Genomic DNA, 19,926 nt, shown 5'->3' on the forward strand with positions numbered 1-19,926 from the left:
ACACAGTTCCTCCCGATTTTACATGTCCAGATATAAATGTATCCCTTAGCTCTTTTAAGGGAATCCTCAATTAAAAAAAACAGGGGCAGCCCTTAGCCTTGACGAGCAGATTCTTCAGGGCGTTCTTAAAAAAGTTTTAAGGTCATTTCCAAAGTGGGAGCTAGTCCGTGGGATACGTATGGAATATAATATCCCTATTAACCGTTGTGTGAAATGAATGCTTTTACATAAAGTGTTTATTATTAAATCGTAGCTCCATATAGACAGCCTGGTGATGGTAGCGCTTCCAGTTTACATAAGGCCTGGAGTATGGCATGGGTTTTGTTAACGTTCAGTTATATAAAGGGAGGCGCTTAGGGCTTTAACCGTAGTAGTTAATTATAGTAAAACACCCTGCCATTGGAGCGGGACAATCCTTAAAAGGAAGCAATTTTGCAAATATTATGGAAAGGATTAGCTTTAAAAACGGTATTTTTCCAAAGCACATCAAAGTGGATAATGGAAATAAATTTATTAGTATGGGCATCAAGTAGAACCAGACTTCTAAAGACCAGGAAAATCTACAGACAACCCTTTTATAGAGAGCTTTAATGGCTCTTTTAGAAATGACTGTTTAAACGTAAATTGATTCCTAAAAATGGAAGGTGCACAGGAAAGACCAGATATATGGAGAGCGGTTTATAACAATTTCAAACCTCATGGTGCATTGGATAACATACCTCCCAATGTGTACATTAAGATGAACAAAAATAGCTCGGATTCTCTACTTTTAACTGATTCTTAACATAAGAGGGGGCAAAATATTTTTTTAAGAGAACTTTAACAGAGCCTTTATAGGGGTAAATAGATAAAATGTCGACTTAATATTATATAGACACCGTTTTAATAAAAAATAAATAGATGAAACGCCCATGAGAATTGCTTTCACACACACGAGGATGATTATCAAGACGTTCCATATGACCTCTAAAACAATAAAAATAAACATATGAAACGTATTCTTTTGCATGTATTAGTTAGTGCCTTTTGTTTTAATGCCTTAGCACAAAACTTAAATTTGAATGCCCCGCTACCAGTAGATCAAAGTATTAAAAAAGGTGTTTTGCCCAATGGCATGACTTATTACATTCACAATACAGATGTTACAAAAGATGTTGCCAGTTATTATATTATTCAAAATGTTGGTTCTGTTCTAGAAAATGACGAACAGCAAGGCTTAGCCCATTTCTTAGAACATATGGCATTTAATGGTACCGAAAATTTTGTTGGTAAAGGCATTTTAAACACACTGCAAAAACATGGACTTGTTTTTGGAAGGGATATTAATGCTTATACCTCTTTTGATGAAACCGTATATAATATAAATAATATCCCTACTACCCCAGAATTAATAGACACAGGGTTATTAATACTACACGATTGGTCAAACTATTTATTATTAACCGAAGAAGAAATTGATGCCGAAAGAGGGGTTATTAAAGAAGAGTGGCGTACAAGACAAAGTGGGGGGATGAGAATACTTCAAAAATCGTTACCTACCATGTTCAATAATACCATCTATGCTGAACGTTTGCCAATTGGCCTAATGGACATAGTTGACAATTTTGAATACAAGGCTTTACGCGATTTTTATCATGATTGGTATAGAACAGATTTGCAGGCTATTGCTATTATAGGGGATATTGATGTAAATGCCATGGAGGAAAAAATAAAAAAGTTATTTTCAAAAATCCCTAAAGTAGATCATGCAAAAGAGCGTTTTATTGTAAATATTCCAGATAATGATACCATGCTATATAGCATGGCAATGGATGAAGAAGTGACGACCTCGCAAATAAATTTTGGTATAAGACATCCTAAATCCTTAACCAATGAAACAGTTGCAGATTTAAAACAATCCCTTTTAAACAGTTTGGTAACAAACATGTTATATACCAGAATAGATGAGATTACCCAAAAACCAGATGCCCCATTTTTGGCAATGCAAGTAGATTATAGCAGCCATTCTAGAGCAACAAATGCATTGAATGTTAGGGTTTACCCAAAACCAAATGAGCAACACAAAGCTTTTAAAGCCGCTTTGGAAGTCATAAATCGTGCTGTAAAATTTGGGTTTACAACAGAAGAAATAAACCGGTCCATACTTTATTTTAAAAACCATTATAAGACTCAAATAAGTAAAAAGGATGACAGATCCCATCTGTCCATAGTTTCAACAATACAGCAAAACTATTTAGAAAATGAGACTATGACCGATATCGCAAAAAATTATGAGCTCATAGAAAAGATATTTGATGCTACAAACAGCAAAGAGATCCACAACAGACTTAAACAATTATATACGGCAAAAAATAGATTTTTAACAGTAACAGGTGTTAAAGGACATAATAACCTAACTAAGGAAAATGCTTTACAGATTATTAAAACTGTAGAAAACGACGATACACTTGTCCCCTATTCAGATGCATTTGCCGGGAAAACACTTATTTCTAACTTAAAGATCAAAAAAGGAAAAATAACGAAAGAAAATAATAATAAATCGTTAGGCTCCACTACTTTTGTTTTAAGCAATGGCATCACTGTACATTATAAATTTGCCGATAAGAATAAAAATGATGTAAACTTAAACGCTTTAAGCTATGGGGGTACATCTTTACTAAAAGATGAAGATTTACCGTCTGCTAACCTGTTGGCCAACTTAGTCAACATGTCTGGTTTAGGAGATTACTCTTCAACAGATTTAACTAAAGTATTAGCAGGAAAAACGGCTTCAACAGATATTAATCTTTCTGGCTTATCAGAAGGCATTAGAGGGTCTTCTGTAACAAAAGATGTCGAAACGATGTTACAAATGGTATATTTACGTTTTGTAAAACCGCGTTTTGATAAGGATGCTTATAAAGTACTTATGGGTAATATTGATAATTATATCATAAGAAGAAGTAATGATATAAATCAAAAAATCGGTGACAGTGTTACTGTTGCGATTTATGGAAAAGATCATCCAAAAGTACGCTTATTTACTACAGATTATGCCAATGATATTTCTTTTGAAAAAATGAAAGAAATCTATTTAAATAGGTTTAATAATGCATCCGATTTCGAGTTTTTTATAATAGGTGATATTCAAAAAGAAACGCTTAAACCTTTATTGGAAAAATATATTGCAAGTATTCCAACAAATAACAGCTCTGAAACCTGGAAGGATAATTCGGTCGATTGGGTAAGTACATCTATAGATAAAGATGTATATTTAAAAATGGAAGACCCAAAAAGTTCTGTAAGAATAGCTTATAAAAACGATTATGAATATAATTTAAAAAATAAATTAATAGCACAGGCAGTAGGTGACATGCTGCAACTGAGATTTACAGAAACATTAAGAGAACAAGAAGGTGGAACCTATGGGGCAAGCTCCTATGCCGATGTCTCAAAAAGACCCACTCAAGAAGCTTCGATTATGGTGACTTTTGATTGTAATCCAGACAAGGTAGAACAACTAATAGCCATCGTTCATAAAGAACTAAAGAAGATGGCAAATGGTGACATTAATCAACTAGACTTAGAGAAAACAACAACTAACTATTTAAAGGAGAGAAAACAACAACAAGATTATAACAGCTATGACATGCGATTACTTGTTAATTATTTCAGAGAAGGATATCATATGAACCATCCAGAAAATTTCGAAGATATCGTGAAAGGCATGACTATTGATGACATAAAATCTTTTGTACACAACGTACTTGTGGATGCTGAAACGTATGAAATAGTAATAAAACCTTTAAAGTAACACTTGTTACGTTAAACCATAGTCTTAATCTTATTTTTGAGAACAATATAAAAAAACGACATGAAGAAACTACTTTTAATATTTGCCTTAGGAATTAGCGCAACGACATTTTCACAAATTCACGATCCCGTAAAATGGTCTACGTCCGTAGAAAAAATATCTGATACAGAATATGAGCTGCTTGCTACTGCTACCATAAGTGGCGCATGGCATTTATATTCCCAAAACGTTCCAGAAAATGGTCCGATTCCAACAAGTTTCACTTTTGAAGGCGATTCCAATTATTTAAAAAAAGGTAATACTAAAGAAGAAAAAGGCCATACCATTCAAGATCCCATTTTTGATATGGAAATTAAATATTTTGATACAAAAGCATTATTTAAACAACGTATAAAACTAAAAGGTAAAAAACCCTTTAATGTCAATGCAGTAGTAGAGTTTATGGTGTGCAATGACACGCAATGCTTGCCACCAAAAGAAGTTGATTTGATTTTCGAAATAAAATAACTATAATAATTTAAACTAACCATAAAATCTTTCTCTCAACCTTGTGTTCTCAACAAGGATTTATTTGAATTAGTCACTCAACAAAAGAAAGATGTAAAGGGTTGTTGTAACAACAACCCTTTTTTTTAAAACGGTAAAAATGAAAAAAGTACTTTTATTTATTATTCTATTAAGCTCATGGTTTGTTGATAGCCAAATTCATGAACCAGTAAAGTGGTCAACATCTGTAGAGAAGCTTTCGGAGACAGAGTACAAATTAATTACAAAAGCAAGCATTGAAACAGGCTGGCATTTATATTCACAATCGGTGCCCGAAGACGGTCCCATTCCAACTAGTTTCATTTATGATGATGCCAATGGTGCATTTAAAATAATTGGTAATACCACAGAGGAAGAAGGTCATACCGTTGATGATCCTATTTTCAATATGAAAATTAAATACTTCGAAAACAATGCCGTATTTGAACAGAGAATTGAAATTTTAGGCGATATATCCACTGTGAATGGTTTTGTTGAATTTATGGTTTGTGATGATGAGAAATGCTTGCCACCAACAGAAGTTGATCTAGAGTTTATTATAACGGACAATAAAGTAGTAGACAACAATAAAGTAGTAGAAAGTAATACTTCAGAAAAAGATACACCCAAAGAAGGAGAATCCAAAAAAGGGTTATGGACCATATTTTTTATAGCCTTTCTATCAGGATTTGCAGCATTACTAACGCCTTGTGTATTTCCTATGATCCCTATGACCGTGAGCTTCTTTACTAAACAAAGTAAAAACAAAGCCCAAGGTATTAAAAATGCGATCATCTACGGTATTTGCATCATTGTAATATATGTGTTATTAGGAACAGCCGTAACAGGAATATTTGGAGCCGACGCTTTAAATGCGTTAGCCACAAATGTTTGGTTTAATATTATTTTCTTCCTGTTATTAGTCATATTTGCTGTCTCCTTTTTAGGAGCCTTTGAAATTATGTTGCCCAATTCCTGGGCAAACAAAGTAGATTCACAAGCAGATAGAGGTGGTCTTATAGGTATCTTTTTTATGGCTTTAGCTTTAGCCATCGTTTCTTTTTCCTGTACTGGCCCCATAGTAGGTACTCTATTAGTAGAAGCAGCATCAAAAGGCGGCTTAGCGCCCATAATAGGTATGCTAGGGTTTTCATTAGCCATAGCGCTACCATTTGCCTTATTTGCGGCCTTCCCAGGCTGGTTAAACTCTTTACCAAAATCAGGAGGCTGGTTAAATACAGTAAAAGTAGTCTTGGGCTTTTTAGAATTAGCATTAGCTTTTAAGTTCCTATCGCAAGCAGATTTAGTATTACAAACCCATCTGTTGGAACGCGAAGTGTTTTTAGCCATATGGATTGCCATATTTGGGGCTTTGGCCTTTTATTTATTTGGAAAAATACAATTGCCCCACGATTCGCCATTAACCCATATTTCGGTAGGACGTTTAAGTATGGGACTCCTCGTACTGTCTTTCACCATTTATATGATTCCAGGATTATGGGGAGCACCTTTAAATTTAATAAGTGCCTTTCCGCCACCGCAGGAATATAGCGAATCTCCTTATGGCGTAGGCTTTTCTAAATTGGGAGGAGGCTCAGCATCTGCATCCCATGATGACTTGCCAGAGGGCGCTCATTTATTGGCCCCACATGACATACTAGCTTTTAACGATTACGATAAAGGGCTGGCTTATGCAAAAAAAGTGGGCAAACCGGTCATGATAGATTTTACAGGATGGGCCTGTGTAAACTGCAGAAAGATGGAACAGAACGTATGGCCAAAACCCGAGGTTTTACAGATCCTAAAAAACGATGTCGTTTTAATTTCATTATATGTGGACGACAAACGAAAGTTAGAAGCAGATGAGATTGTAGACTCAAAATTAAAACCGGGCAAAAAACTAAAATATATTGGGCAAAAATGGAGCGAAATGCAAACCATTAAATACAAAGCAAACTCCCAACCATTTTATGTGCTTATGGATCATAATGAAGATAATTTAATAGATCCTGTAGCCTATACTCCAGATGTTGAAGAATATCTTTCATGGTTGAAAAATGGTATTTCGAAATTTAAAAAATAAAGAAGTAGATGCTCATGTATATGAGAATAAATTAAAACTAAATTCAATGAAAAAATTAGCGTATATATTATCAATAGCCCTAGTACTTGTATCTTGTAAAGAAGAAGCTCCTAAAGATTACGTGACCCTTTCGGGCACTATTACCAATCAAAATTCCGACTCCTTAATCGTTGCACAACGAAACATTATCAAAACAATTAAGGTCAATCCAGAAGGTACTTTTTCAGATACACTCAAAATAGAAGCTGGTCACTATATTTTATTCGATGGCAAAGAACAGGCTAAAGTGTATTTAAAAAATGGCTACGATTTAAAAATAAGCTTAGACACTAAAGCATTTGATGAAACCCTTAAATATGAAGGTAACGGTGCCGAGGCTAATAATTATTTGGCCCAAAAAGGTTTGCTGAATGAGAAATTAATCGACTTTGAAGAATTGATGGCTTCAGATAAAGCAAGTTTTGATAGCAGTTTGGATAACTTAACTACAGAGCTTAAAGCTTTACTGGATAAAACCCAGGGCTTAGATTCTACATTTATTGCCGGACAAGAAAAAGAAGCTGAGATGACTGCAAAACAGCTAACCATGATGTATAACCAAAAACAAACATTGTTAGCATTAAAAGGCCAAGAATCGCCAAAATTTGTTGATTATGAAAATTATGCAGGGGGTACAACATCCTTAGACGATTTAAAGGGCCAGTACGTATACATTGATGTATGGGCTACATGGTGTGGACCATGTAAGGCAGAAATTCCTTATTTAAAAGAAGTAGAGGAAGCTTACCATGATAAAAATATAGCGTTTGTTAGTATCTCGGTAGATAAAGCAGAAGACCACGCAAAGTGGAAAGAAATGATTGCTGAAAAAGAATTAGGAGGTATTCAATTAATGGCAGATAATAATTTTAAATCTAGTTTTGTACAAGACTATAAAATCAACGGCATTCCAAGATTTATACTTATAGATCCTAGTGGGAATATCGTCTCTGCAGACGCTCCCAGACCATCAAATGAAAAGCTGAAAGATCTATTTAACGGATTGAAAATTTAATTAAGTGGTTACTGCTTAATTATTCTTTATTGTTTTAGTAAGAAGAGTCACTTTGGTATTTGATTAAATCAAGGTGATTCTTCGTTAAAAATTTAAAACTATGAACCTAAGAACTAGTGCTATTAAAAACATTTTTAGCAATAAAAAAGAGGGATCTCGCCTAGAAGCTTATTTTAAGCCTTTTAGGGATGGCATTGTAGGCATAAATCAGACCTTTGAGTCACCATACGGAAAAAAGAAGATTATTTATGCCGATTGGACAGCCAGTGGCAGACTCTATAAATCCATAGAAGAAAAGTTATTAAATGAGATAGGGCCATATGTAGCCAATACCCATACAGAAACCTCTATTACGGGCTCATCCATGACCTTGGCATATCATAATGCCAGAAACATTATAAAAAAGCATGTAAATACTTCTAACGAGGATGTACTTATTACTGTTGGCACAGGTATGACAGGTGCTATTAATAAGTTTCAACGTATTTTAGGTTTAAAGGTTAATGAAAACCTAAAAGACCACACGCAAGTTCCAGAAGCCTTAAGACCGATTATTTTTGTATCCCATATGGAGCATCATTCCAATCAAACATCTTGGTTGGAAACTATTGCCAATGTTGAAGTCATTCCCTCAAATGAAGCAGGCTTACCATGTATTGAAAATTTACAAAAACTCATTACAAAGTATAAAGATCGCCCTATAAAAATAGCTGCTATTACAGGGTGTTCCAACGTTACGGGTATTAGAACCAATTACCATGAAGTGGCAAAAGTCATGCATCAGAATAATGGCCTGTGTTTTGTTGATTTTGCATGCTCGGCACCTTATATAGACATAGATATGCATCCAGAAGATGAGGAGGCATATTTAGATGCCATTACCTTTTCTCCACATAAATTCTTAGGAGGGCCAGGTGCTTCAGGTGTGTTGATCTTTAATAAAAAATTATATAAAAACCTGGTACCGGATAATCCAGGAGGCGGAACCGTATCTTATACGAACCCTTGGGGGGATCATGATTATATAGATGATATAGAAACCAGGGAAGATGGCGGAACACCTGGTTTTTTACAAGCTATAAAAATTGCACTATCCATTCAGCTTAAGGAGAAAATGGGTGTGCAGAATATTCTAGATAGAGAGCATGAGTTAAATGCTATCATTTTTGAAAAACTTAGAGCTATAGAAAATTTAACCATATTGGCACCTGAACATACCGATAGGCTAGGCGTGTTTTCATTTTATATTGATGGTGCTCATTATAACTTAATAGTGAAGCTTTTAAATGACCGTTTTGGGGTACAAACCAGAGGGGGCTGTTCTTGTGCAGGAACTTATGGGCATTATCTATTAAATGTAGATGAGCCGACTTCTAAATCCATAGAACAAAAAATATTGGAAGGTTGTTTGATAGAGCGTCCGGGCTGGGTAAGAATGTCTATCCACCCAACTATGACCAATGCAGATATTTACTTTATCTGTGATGCTATAAAAGAAGTGGCCGAGAATTACGAGCACTGGGAAAAAGATTATGAATACAACGCTGTAAAAAATGAGTTTATCCATAAAGGAAATCACAATATTGAAAAAGAGATAACAAAGGAATGGTTTAATTTATAAAAGCAACAAAATATTAAATTTTATAACTCAATAATACCAATTATGAATTAAAATACACTATTCAAACTCATTCATTAATTCATAATTGGTATAAATCTTTTTTAAAGGACCAAAAAATAGCATTCAGAACACTCCCCTACAAAAAACAAAGTCGTATTTATTCAGAATATTTTTAATATAAATTTATGCTCGCTTTCATACAACATCTTCATGCTCTGAAAAATCGGATAATGCCTTTCTTAAAATACTAATGGGGTGTTCAGCAATGCGTTTAGTTCCATCAAATACTTGATGTCTACAGCTAGTGCCCGAGGCAGCAATTATGGTCGATGCTTTCATATTTCTAATTCTAGGAAACAAAGTGTCCTCTCCTACTTGCATACTAACTTTGTAATGTTCTTTTTCATAACCAAAGGATCCTGCCATGCCACAACAACCTGAATTTATAACACTTACAGAATAATTTTTTGGAAGATTTAGTATGTAAAAAGTGGGTTCTGTTCCACTTAATACTTTTTGGTGGCAATGGCCGTGAATTTTTATTTGTAATGGCTTTTTAGTGAACTGGTTTTCTGAAATGTTACCTTTTAATATCTCGCTCTTGAGAAATTCTTCAATAGTGAATGTATTATTAGAAACATGTTTAGCAGCTTCTTTATTATCAGCCAAACGTAAATATTCATCCCTAAAAGATAAAATCGCCGATGGTTCGATTCCTACTAAAGGCATTTTATCTGAAATCAAATTATTAAAGATTGAGATATTTTTATTCGCAATAGTTTTTGCTTCGTCTAAAAAGCCTTTAGACAAATAACTTCTACCACTTTCTTCATGATCAACAATATGTACTTGATATCCTAACTTAGTGAGCAATTCAAAAGTATCGATTCCAATTTGAACATCGTAATAATTCGTAAATTCGTCTACAAATAAATAAACCGATCTTTTATCCAATAGTTTATTGGTGGGCTCATTAACGTTGTTTCTATGCCATTTCCTAAATGTTTTTTTGAACAACTTAGGCATACTCCTTTTTTTAGCAACTCCTAATATTTCCTTTACTAAAAGCGTGTTTAAAAGAACATTGGTTAAACTAGGAAAGACACTCCCTATGCTATTATACTTTACATTATTGGCCAACATTTTAGTTCTAAAAGATGGCGGATTCTCTTTTTGATATTGATATAAAAACTCTGCTTTAAAACTAGCCACATCTACATTACTTGGGCACTCACTGGCACAAGCTTTACAGCTCAAACATAAGTCAAAAACAGCTTTTAACGCTTTGTGGTCAAACTTATTTTCTTTATCTGAGTTTGTTAAGAATTCACGTAACGTATTGGCCCTGGCCCTTGTGGTATCTTTTTCGTTTCTAGTGGCTCTATAACTTGGGCACATGGTACCTCCTGCCGATGGTGGTTTTCGACAATCGCCAGAACCATTACATTTCTCTGATGCCCTTAAAATCCCTAACGAATCCGAAAAATCCAATAAAGTCTCAACTTCCGGTTCCTTTCTATCAATTTCATAGCGCAATGATTGATCCATAGGGTAAGCATCAACAATTTTCCCCTTATTAAACACATTATTAGGATCGAAAGTATGCTTTATCTGCCTTAGTAATTCATAATTTTTTTCACCGATCATAAGTGGTAAAAACTCGCCACGTACTATGCCATCACCATGTTCTCCACTAAAAGAACCTTTATACTTTTTAACGAGCTTTGCCGTTTCGGTAGTAATTTCCCTAAACAAGGCGACATCTTTAGGTGCTTTTAAATTTAATATAGGTCTTAAATGAATTTCGCCCGCCCCGGCATGGGCATAATAAACCGCTTTTTGCTTATAACTATCCATCATTTCAGTAAATTCGGATATATAAGCAGGTAAATCTTTTAAATCTACCGCCGTATCTTCAATACAGGCCACTGCCTTTGCATCTCCAATGATGTTTCCCAATAAGCCTAAACCGGCTTTTCGTAATTCAATAACTTTTTTTATGTCTTGGTTATATAGTTTTGGAAAGGCATATCCAAAGTTATATTGCTTTAAGTCCTCTATTAAATTAGAAGCTAGCACATCTGTTTTTTCTACTGATTCTGCCCTAACCTCCATCATCAAAATAGCTTTTGGATCGCCTTCAATAAAAAATCTGTTTCTCGCCTGTTCCCTGTTATTTTTAGTACAGTCCAAAATAGTTTTATCTAATAACTCACAAGAATATAGGTTATGCTTCATGGCAATAACAGTGGCTTCTAAACTCTCTTGGATACTATTAAAATGAGCGACTACAAAGACCTCCTCTTTTGGTGGTAAGACATCCAATTGTAATTTAATTGCTGTTGAAAAAGCCAGTGTTCCCTCACTTCCACATAGTAGTTTGGCTATATTTATATTTTCAACAAATCCGTTAGGTGCCTTATCATCTAAAAAGGCATCAACGGCATACCCCGTGTTTCTCCTATGAATTGATTTTTTTGGGAATTTTTCGTGTATTTCTGCTTGAACATCTTGTTTTGATAATGCCTTGAAGAGCATCTTATAAATAGCGCTCTCTAAATCTGATCCCAATGGTTTCTTTTCGAACGCTTCGACCGTTAAAGCATTGAATGTAGCTTCAGATCCATCGGATAGCAACGTTTCCAGCTCTAGGACCTTATCCCTCGTAATACCGTATTGAATGGATGTTGAACCTGAAGAATTATTACCAACCATGCCACCAATCATACACCGATTACTGGTAGATGTATTTGGTGAAAAGAACAACCCATAAGGCTCTAAGAAAATATTCAATTCATCCCTAATAATACCGGGTTCCACGGTAATAGTTTGCTGTTTTTCATCGAACGCTATTATTTTCGTGAAATATTTTGACACATCAACAACAATGCCGTCTCCAACACATTGCCCTGCCAAGGAAGTACCTGCAGTTCTAGGTATAAGTGTTATATGGTGTTTATTAGCAAAAAAGATTAAGTTTTTAATATCATTTTTGTCTTTTGGATAAGCTACCGCTAGGGGGATCTTACGATAAACAGAAGCATCGGTAGCATAAATTCTCTTATGTAATTCATCAAAAAAAAGATCTCCTTTTAATTTTTTAGAAAGCGCTTTTAAACTTTTTTTAGTTTTCAATTCTGGCATGTTAATCTGTATTGTTTATGCTTCTTAATATGTGTTTTTCAAATAACCGGCAAGACTTTCTTTACTTTCTAAATTCAATGTCGTACTTTTTAACTTGTAAATTTACAAAGGCTAGCTTTTTTTTTCATGATAACGACATTAATTATTTCTTCTTATCAAAAAAGTTTTAACCACTTCAATTTAGAATATACCCTAAAAAAGTTTTTAACACCGGGTTTTTATAATTTTTCCTCCAAACGGCAAATAGTTCTGTTTTTGATTTTGTTTCCTTCAACTCAATAAAGCGTATTTTATAATTATTTTCGTCCCGTAAAGAATTCGGAATTATTGATAACCCCATACCATTTTCAACCAATTTAAATATCGTAGCGCCATGAATGGCTTTATGGGAAATTTTCGGACTAAAATTATGCTCCGAACATAAATTTAATATTTGCTGGAAATACATAGGGCTACTTTCGTTGGGGTACAAAATAAAAGATTCATCGGCACATTGGCCTATATTAATAAAATTGTTTTCGGTTATTGAATGCCCTTCTGGCAATACCAACGAGAAATTCTCTGTGTAAACAGATTTTATATTCATTTCGGGAGACACTTTGTTAGATCTCAAAAATCCGATATCAATATGGTCCTGTTCCAGAGCCAGTAATTGATCCGAATTAGTAAGTTCTTCCAAAGACAAGCCTACTTTAGAAAAATCATTTGTAAAGTGCTTAATAATTGGCGGCAAGTAATTTTTCATTGCCGAACCTACAAAACCAATTTTAAGCTGCCCTATATCTCCATCTAAAGTCTGCTGCCATCGTTCCATGGACTTATCCAAATAGTTAATGATGCCTTGTGCTTCTTTAAGAAAAGAAATTCCAGCTGGGCTCAATGACACTTTTCGATTCGTTCTATCAAATAATTTAACACCCAATATAGACTCTAACAGACTTATTTGTTGACTAAGTGCAGACTGGGATATAAGCATCTTAGAGGCTGCTTTTCTAAAATGCAACGTCTCGGCCAAAACCAAAAAATAACGCATGTGTCGAATTTCTAATTGATTTGTTTTACTTATCATTTAATAATTAATAAAAATTATTACTACTCAAAATTACTTTTATATTTACACAAATAAAAATTTCTTTTAAAAAAGTCAGTTATGAGTAATAATAACCAAAACCCTTTGGAAAAGGTTTTAGAAAGTTTGTTGACCCCTTACAAAGAACGCGTACTGGATGTTTCTAAAATAGTAACAGCCATGTTAAACGAAGGCATTATTAATGATGAAAATGATATTGTAAATGACCATATAGCCTTTAGAACCTTAGGGATTGAAAATTTGGGCATAGCATCTTTAGAAAAGATATTTTTACATTATGGCTATAAGAAAAAAGATTTTTATCATTTTGAAAATAAAAAACTTAATGCCTATTGGTATGCCCCGCCTTCAGAAAAATATCCAAGAATTTTTATAAGCGAACTTAGGGTTTGGGATTTATCTAAAGACGTTCAAGAAATTATTTATAAATATACCAAGTCTATTGTATCCGACCCTATAGATGCATTAAACCTAGATAACGTTGATGACATTTCTGCTTTTTTAACTAATCCTCTATGGCGTTTACCTTCTCTTGAAAACTATACAACGCTTTTAAATGAAAGTGAATATGCAGCCTGGGTGATATACAATCGCTACTATCTCAATCACTATACCATAAGTGTACATGGTCTTCCAAATGGCTATAATACCATTGAGGATTTTAATGCCTTTATTGAAGGTATTGGCATTACGTTAAACACGGCCGGGGGTAAAATTAAAACGAGCTCGGATGGGCTATTAAAACAAAGCAGTACTGTAGCAAAAATGATTAAAGCTGAGTTTTCGGATAATAAAAAAATGGATATAGCTGGAAGTTATGTTGAATTTGCAGAGCGCAAATTACTTCCAAACAGTCCTACCTCTTTAAAGGATAAAACCGATAACAAATATAGAAGGGATGGTTTTGAAACTTCTAATGCCGATAAAATATTCGAAAGCACTTATACGGAACAAACTATTTTAAAATAACGTGAGTTCGATGTAAGCATAACTTTATTAAACTGACTTCAATAATTTAATTTTGGTTGTCTGGTTGAGTACTTCGGTAAACTCAGCACAGGCTCTGTCGAAACCTATTGTTGATTATCAGTGATATAAAACATTTCGACTGCGCTCCTGACAAGGGAAATTTAAAGACTTTTTAGACATCCTCTTTCTTTGGCTAACTCTTCTATCTTAGATAGTTCATAGCCTAACTCTAGGACAAGTGTATCTTTTGGCCAAAATGCTTTTAGACAACTCTCGTGATATTTAGCGTCGGTATTTTCATTTTGACAAATATTTTGTTTATACAAAATTCTGCAATCACCCAAGAATAAATGTATCCAGATCGACTCTTCCCGTAGTCAAAATGAATTATGGTAGCATCAGTTCTTTATTATAAAGACTCATTCATGGAACTTAAGCCCATTCAATGCCTTGTTTAATTTTCTATTTTCACCATAAATGACTATTCCTACCAGTTCCTGATTCTCATCCGTTGTCTTTCCCATTTCCAAATGATTTCCCCCTTCATTTTTTGTTGCAAATAAAGACTTTGTATAAATCCCGATATGTAATTCCCTATCTTTTGCTCTTATAAATGCTCTATTAATTTGCGCTTGGTCATCGGCTTTGTAAATGAGAATTGGCTGTTTAATAAAAGGAAGGAATTCCGATTTTGATGCATTGATAAAGGGCTTTCCGTGAGTTTCGGGAAACTGTATGGCAACTGAACTTGCCAAAAATGAGGCAACATTCAATTTTTGCCATGCCATCAAATCGTTTTTTATGACTATGGCTATTTTGTTTTCAAATTCCATTGATGATTATTTTAATTTTAGTTCCATTTGAATGTTGCACCGTTCATAAGGCGTGTCATGTCCTGAGACCTTCTTAAACCCTAGTTTCTCATATAATGATATGGCCGGTTTTAAGATGGTGTTGCTTTCTAGATATAGATAGGTAGCATTCAATTCTTTTGCTCTTTCTATAATGGCTTTCCCTAAAAGAGAGCCTATTCCCTTACCTCTTGCCTTAGGTGAAACAGCCATTTTTGCCAGTTCATAATCATATTTACCATCTTGCATTTTCAGCAGAGCACAAACGCCCAGTACAGTATCATTTTGAACAGCTACCAAGATTTCCCCGCCGCTATCCAGTATATATTCTTTGGGGCGGTCCAAAGCCTTTCTGTCTGCAGCTTCCAATTTGAAATATGTCGTTATCCACTCTTCATTAAGATCTTGGAATGCGGAATGATGTTCCGGCAAATAATCTACAATGGTTACACTTGATGATTCTCTTACTTTTTTTTCTTCCAAAACCCTTGTCAATAGTGATTTTTCATCAAGTAAGTATTCAAACTCTTGAATGGCCAGCCAAATGTTATGCTTTGTTTGGTTCAGCATATTTTTAATGGCACTTTCAACATCGTTATACTGCTCCTTGATTCTTTCTGCCAAATCAACTCCCTTTTGGGTCAATAGGATATTGTTCTTTCTACCATCAAAAGCATCCTTTTGTTCGATGACCAATTCGCTTTTTGACATTTCCCGAACAATTTTAATGACTGAAGGATGTGATTGTCCAATGGCATTGGCAATGGAAGTAATGGGCTTTCCCTTTGTCTCATTGGATAGAAAATAGAAAACAGGAAACCATTTTGGTTTTAGTTTTATTCCATAAGCATTATAAATATGTTGTGCATCTTCCGTCACTTTTTCGCTTAAAAAACGTAGTCTGCTCCCTAATGCCATCTCGCCAATCTTATCAAAATCCATTTTATATATGTTATTAAATACGTAACTGGTTACAAATATATGAATTTAAAACAATATGTCATTCAAAAAAGGCGAAATATCCTTGATTAATTTTTAACTAATATTTTTTTAAAATCATATGTTGCAGGACTAGACACATACCGCTTTGCCGCATCATAATCACTTCCTTCCAAAAAGTATAAATTCTGAAAACATAAATGGGCAAATTCCGAATCTATTTCAACCAACCGTGGCTTGATCTTTCCTGCTTCATCCTGCAAGTCTTTTAAATACAAAGGTTGTATTTCACCACGTGAGTTTGCTGAAACCAAGCAACCGCTTTTACCTTCATCAAACAGTTTCTTTACCCCAATCCCCAAAAGCGTGCATAAAGTCAAATCAAAACCTATGGGCCTGCTACAACGTAATTCATATCCTAATTCAATAGGGCGTGTCTTAATATCAAGGCCTATTTCATTCATCTTTTCTTGAACCAATACATTTAATATATGTGATTTGCTCACGTTCCCCAGCTCTGGATGCCCATGGGCATCATAGGTGAAATTTATCCCTATCTTATCCAATTCAGACTTTGATAAATTATGAAAGATTCCCTCACTCACCATGGCTACGCCATAATGAACCCCCTTCAACCTTCTTTTGATGATAGACGATATGATTAAGCGGACGACCTTATCTAATGTGATTTCGGTTTTGTTAAACATCTCAGGAATCACCAACATCGGAAAATGACAACTTGTAGCAATCCCAAAAGCCAAATGTCCGGCCGACCTTCCCATGGCAGACATGACAAACCAATTTTGGCTCGTTCGTGCATCTTCATATACCGTATTCCCTATTCGAACACCTTCATCCTTGGCCGAATGAAATCCGAATGTCGGATTTCTATCTGGCAAGGGTAGATCGTTATCAATCGTCTTTGGAACGTGGATATTGGAAATGAATATATTTTCTTTCTCCAAATATTGGGTAATCCTATTTGCTGTAGACGCCGTATCGTCACCTCCAATGGTCACCAGCAATTTCACATTATTATCAATAAAAACAGACTTGTTTAATGTGTCTTTATTTGGCTTAAATCGGCTCATTACCAAGGTTGAGCCACCTCGGCTAAATATCCTATCTGCATGAAAAAAATCAAAATCTTTTATTTCCTGGGTTTTTGAAAAAAGCCCCTTGAACCCTTCGTGAAGGCCTAAAACACGATACCCATCTTTTAAAAAGACTTTGGCTACCGTGCTTATAACAGAATTAATGCCTGGAGCGGGACCTCCACCACATAAAATCAATACCGCTTTTTTATTTTCCATTATTCATAATTCACCAAAAAAGGTGGCTTTATATTTATCTCGTTACTCTACCTAATACCAATTTGAATATAAAATGTCGCATGTCGACTCGTTTACCCAATCAAGTTGAGTACAGGCTTTTTTAAATTTAAAAGCCTTGTTCTTAAATTCCGTAGCAACACTATGCAATCTAATCACAGCGTTTTTATATTTTAAAATAACTTCGGCTTTAATACGACATTTTATACTCAAATTGGTATAAGAGATTCATGTCTTTAGCTTTTCTACTTCCAAATCAGTTATCACGTTTACTAAGGCGTACTTTTTTAGGGTTTCGTCCAGATACTTTAACCTATAGGAGACATGCAATCGGGTACTTCTATCACATTGTAGGGATGGTAATAATAATTTCATAGGCACTAACCAATCCATTAGCTCTTATACCAAATGAATTTCAAAATAACCGTAATTATTTTGAATTATTTTTAGTTCAGATAAAATAGAAAATCTAAGCATAGCATTCGTTATGGTTATATACCCAGTCAAGCTGAGCACATGTTTTATATTGAAATATGTGCTAAAAAGAAATCGAAGATTCATGAACACCTATTTTTAAAATGAAAGATAGTGAACTAAACAAACATTATAGGTTGTTTTGATGTTTATTTGGTATTAGTTCCACTTATTTGGTTGCAGCCAAGTATTAGTATTCTACCCAAAAACCTATATGGTTATAACTCTTAGCCCTATCAATTATTTAATGATCAACTGTTGGGTATAATACTTACCCGTATCTGTTTTTATTTGCACTAAGTATAACCCAGAGGGTAGGTTTGACACGTCTATTGAAGCTGTTTCATCGTAATCGAATTTGATGAGCTGTTTTCCTGTGAGTGTATGGATTGTAATGAATTCTATTTTTTGGGCCCCTGAATCCAAATAGAAAATTTCCGATGCTGGGTTTGGTACTATTTTCATACCGTTTTTAAATTCATTTTCCATAATGGCCAATGAACTATCTTCATCAGCATAAGGCCCAACATCACTGGAGGATACAGGTGTTCCGTAAACAATAGCATCATTACTAAAATGATCTGCTCCTGGATTGCTTGTTGAAGGTCTTGGTTGCCCTTGTATGTCTTCATCGACTACCAAGGAAGACAAACCATCTCCTAACAGGGGTGTTGAAGCACCTGCCTGCCAAAGTGTGCCTACCTCAACCAAATATGGATTGGAATTGACGACCTCTGATGATGAAAAGCTGTAACCATCGCTATTTAAAACCGCAGATCCAGTAGGATACATCAAATTAGCGTTCCATAATAACTCACCATTTTGATCGTTGTGGATTTTTATTAGGCTATTTTGTGAACCTGTCACTAAATTATTGGCCAATATAATATCTATTAAGGGCTTATCGTACGATCCATTGCTTTTGGCATATCCAATTTCAATACCATACGTATTATTTACTAGTGTATTATAAGCAATGGTAATACGTTCGCCCCTAAAATGAAGTCCATAATTGGTATCGACCCCATCTATGGCATCACCTTGGGTTAGGGTAATAGGAGCATCAAAAAGTGTCCCTTCCAACCCTTCAAAATAGTTATTAATAATGATGTGGTCAGTTCCATAAGCCCTTACACCTCCTGTATACAAGGTTTGTAAATCAAGATTACCATTTGCTTTTCCGCCCCCAAAGAAATAGTTCCCTTCTACCAAACTTCTATTTCCCTGTCTTAACGTAAGGGTTCCATAACTTCTATAAAAGGTGTTACCTCTAATAATATTATCACAAGATTTTACCGACACAATCTCGGGATCACCATCACATTCCTCAAATAAATTATACGCTACGGTAGTGTATCCACTGGTAGTAGACAGTTGACTATTGCCAACACGTATGGCCTCTTTACCATTTACGACCCTTGGTGCGCTATTATAAAAATAATTGTAATCTATCAAGTCATATTGTGATTGTTGATTAACACTATGATCCTCATTATATGTGCCGTCAATAGTAATGAAATTGCCTTCAGTTGTTTTGTTCTGAAACTTGTTGTGATCTATGCGGTTATGATGGCTTAAATATTGAAATGTATAATCGTTGTAATACCCTGTGACAACAACCCACTTCACAGAGGCCGTAGCATGCAACTCAAATTGATTTCGGGTAATCCTAATATTGTTTGAGCCTTCTAGCTTAACCATGGTATTATTTCCGGTACAATCGAAAACAAAACCTTCTAGAATTAGGTGCGCTGCCTTCTTAAAGACAAAATGGGAGTCTCCGGTCAAGGTTACCCCTCCCACGTTTTCAGCCTTTATGGTAATTGGGTTATCGGCAGTGGCATTGGCCGTGAAGCTACAATAAAAATCATTGTAACTACCATCTGAAACAATAAACACTTCCCCTGGTGATGCACTGTTCACGAGATTTTGCAAATTGCTATCTGTATTTACATATGTTTGACCATGCGAACCTATAGCACTTAAAATGCATATCAAGTATATGGTCTTTCGTATTAAAGAGGGTTTTGTATGTTTGATAAAGGGCTCCAT

At 34.8% G+C, this 19,926-nt stretch carries 12 protein-coding genes and 1 pseudogene; 7 read left to right on the forward strand and 6 right to left on the reverse strand.

Annotated elements, in window-relative coordinates; genetic code table 11:
- Window positions 1-556 precede the first annotated feature (556 nt).
- From PQO00_RS20430 to PQO00_RS16010, 6 genes and pseudogenes are all read left to right on the forward strand, one after another.
- Window positions 557-628, forward strand: a pseudogene (locus PQO00_RS20430) (hypothetical protein); the annotation flags it as partial.
- Window positions 629-988: 360 nt separating this feature from the next.
- Window positions 989-3,793, forward strand: coding sequence for a pitrilysin family protein (locus PQO00_RS15990; protein ID WP_274185858.1), 2,805 nt, complete (start codon window positions 989-991; stop codon window positions 3,791-3,793).
- 60 nt (window positions 3,794-3,853) lie between these two features.
- Complete coding sequence (locus PQO00_RS15995) at window positions 3,854-4,300, forward strand: protein-disulfide reductase DsbD domain-containing protein (protein WP_274185859.1); 447 nt, start codon at window positions 3,854-3,856, stop codon at window positions 4,298-4,300.
- Window positions 4,301-4,439: 139 nt separating this feature from the next.
- A complete protein-coding gene (locus PQO00_RS16000) occupies window positions 4,440-6,401 on the forward strand; it encodes a protein-disulfide reductase DsbD (protein ID WP_274185860.1) in 1,962 nt (653 codons plus the stop codon).
- A 46-nt stretch (window positions 6,402-6,447) separates the two neighbouring features.
- On the forward strand, window positions 6,448-7,455 hold the full coding sequence (locus PQO00_RS16005; RefSeq protein WP_274185861.1) for a TlpA disulfide reductase family protein: 1,008 nt from the start codon (window positions 6,448-6,450) through the stop codon (window positions 7,453-7,455).
- A gap of 100 nt (window positions 7,456-7,555) precedes the next feature.
- Window positions 7,556-9,076 (forward strand): aminotransferase class V-fold PLP-dependent enzyme, encoded by a 1,521-nt coding sequence (locus tag PQO00_RS16010; protein WP_274185862.1) that lies wholly within the window; start codon window positions 7,556-7,558, stop codon window positions 9,074-9,076.
- 195 nt (window positions 9,077-9,271) lie between these two features.
- Here PQO00_RS16010 and PQO00_RS16015 read toward each other — a convergent pair whose 3' ends face one another.
- Entirely contained in the window at window positions 9,272-12,211 is a 2,940-nt protein-coding gene (locus PQO00_RS16015; RefSeq protein ID WP_274185863.1) for an FAD-binding and (Fe-S)-binding domain-containing protein, read from the reverse strand.
- 184 nt (window positions 12,212-12,395) lie between these two features.
- Window positions 12,396-13,289 (reverse strand): LysR family transcriptional regulator, encoded by an 894-nt coding sequence (locus PQO00_RS16020; RefSeq protein WP_274185864.1) that lies wholly within the window; start codon window positions 13,287-13,289, stop codon window positions 12,396-12,398.
- Window positions 13,290-13,370: 81 nt separating this feature from the next.
- Here PQO00_RS16020 and PQO00_RS16025 point away from each other — a divergent pair, with 81 nt between their 5' ends.
- Window positions 13,371-14,279, forward strand: a complete 909-nt coding sequence (locus PQO00_RS16025) for a DUF1338 domain-containing protein (RefSeq protein WP_274185865.1) — start codon at window positions 13,371-13,373, stop codon at window positions 14,277-14,279.
- A gap of 419 nt (window positions 14,280-14,698) precedes the next feature.
- Here the strand turns inward: PQO00_RS16025 and PQO00_RS16030 are convergent, their stop codons facing one another.
- From PQO00_RS16030 to PQO00_RS16045, 4 genes are all read right to left on the reverse strand, one after another.
- A complete protein-coding gene (locus PQO00_RS16030) occupies window positions 14,699-15,112 on the reverse strand; it encodes a DUF2000 domain-containing protein (protein WP_274185866.1) in 414 nt (137 codons plus the stop codon).
- A gap of 6 nt (window positions 15,113-15,118) precedes the next feature.
- Window positions 15,119-16,072, reverse strand: a complete 954-nt coding sequence (locus PQO00_RS16035; RefSeq protein WP_274185867.1) for a helix-turn-helix domain-containing GNAT family N-acetyltransferase — start codon at window positions 16,070-16,072, stop codon at window positions 15,119-15,121.
- 86 nt (window positions 16,073-16,158) lie between these two features.
- Window positions 16,159-17,382 (reverse strand): 6-phosphofructokinase, encoded by a 1,224-nt coding sequence (locus PQO00_RS16040; protein WP_274185868.1) that lies wholly within the window; start codon window positions 17,380-17,382, stop codon window positions 16,159-16,161.
- A gap of 732 nt (window positions 17,383-18,114) precedes the next feature.
- A complete protein-coding gene (locus PQO00_RS16045; RefSeq protein WP_274185869.1) occupies window positions 18,115-19,926 on the reverse strand; it encodes a chondroitinase-B domain-containing protein in 1,812 nt (603 codons plus the stop codon).

Origin of the sequence: Flavivirga sp. 57AJ16, assembly GCF_028736925.1 — a bacterium.
Classification (GTDB): Bacteria; Bacteroidota; Bacteroidia; order Flavobacteriales; family Flavobacteriaceae; genus Flavivirga.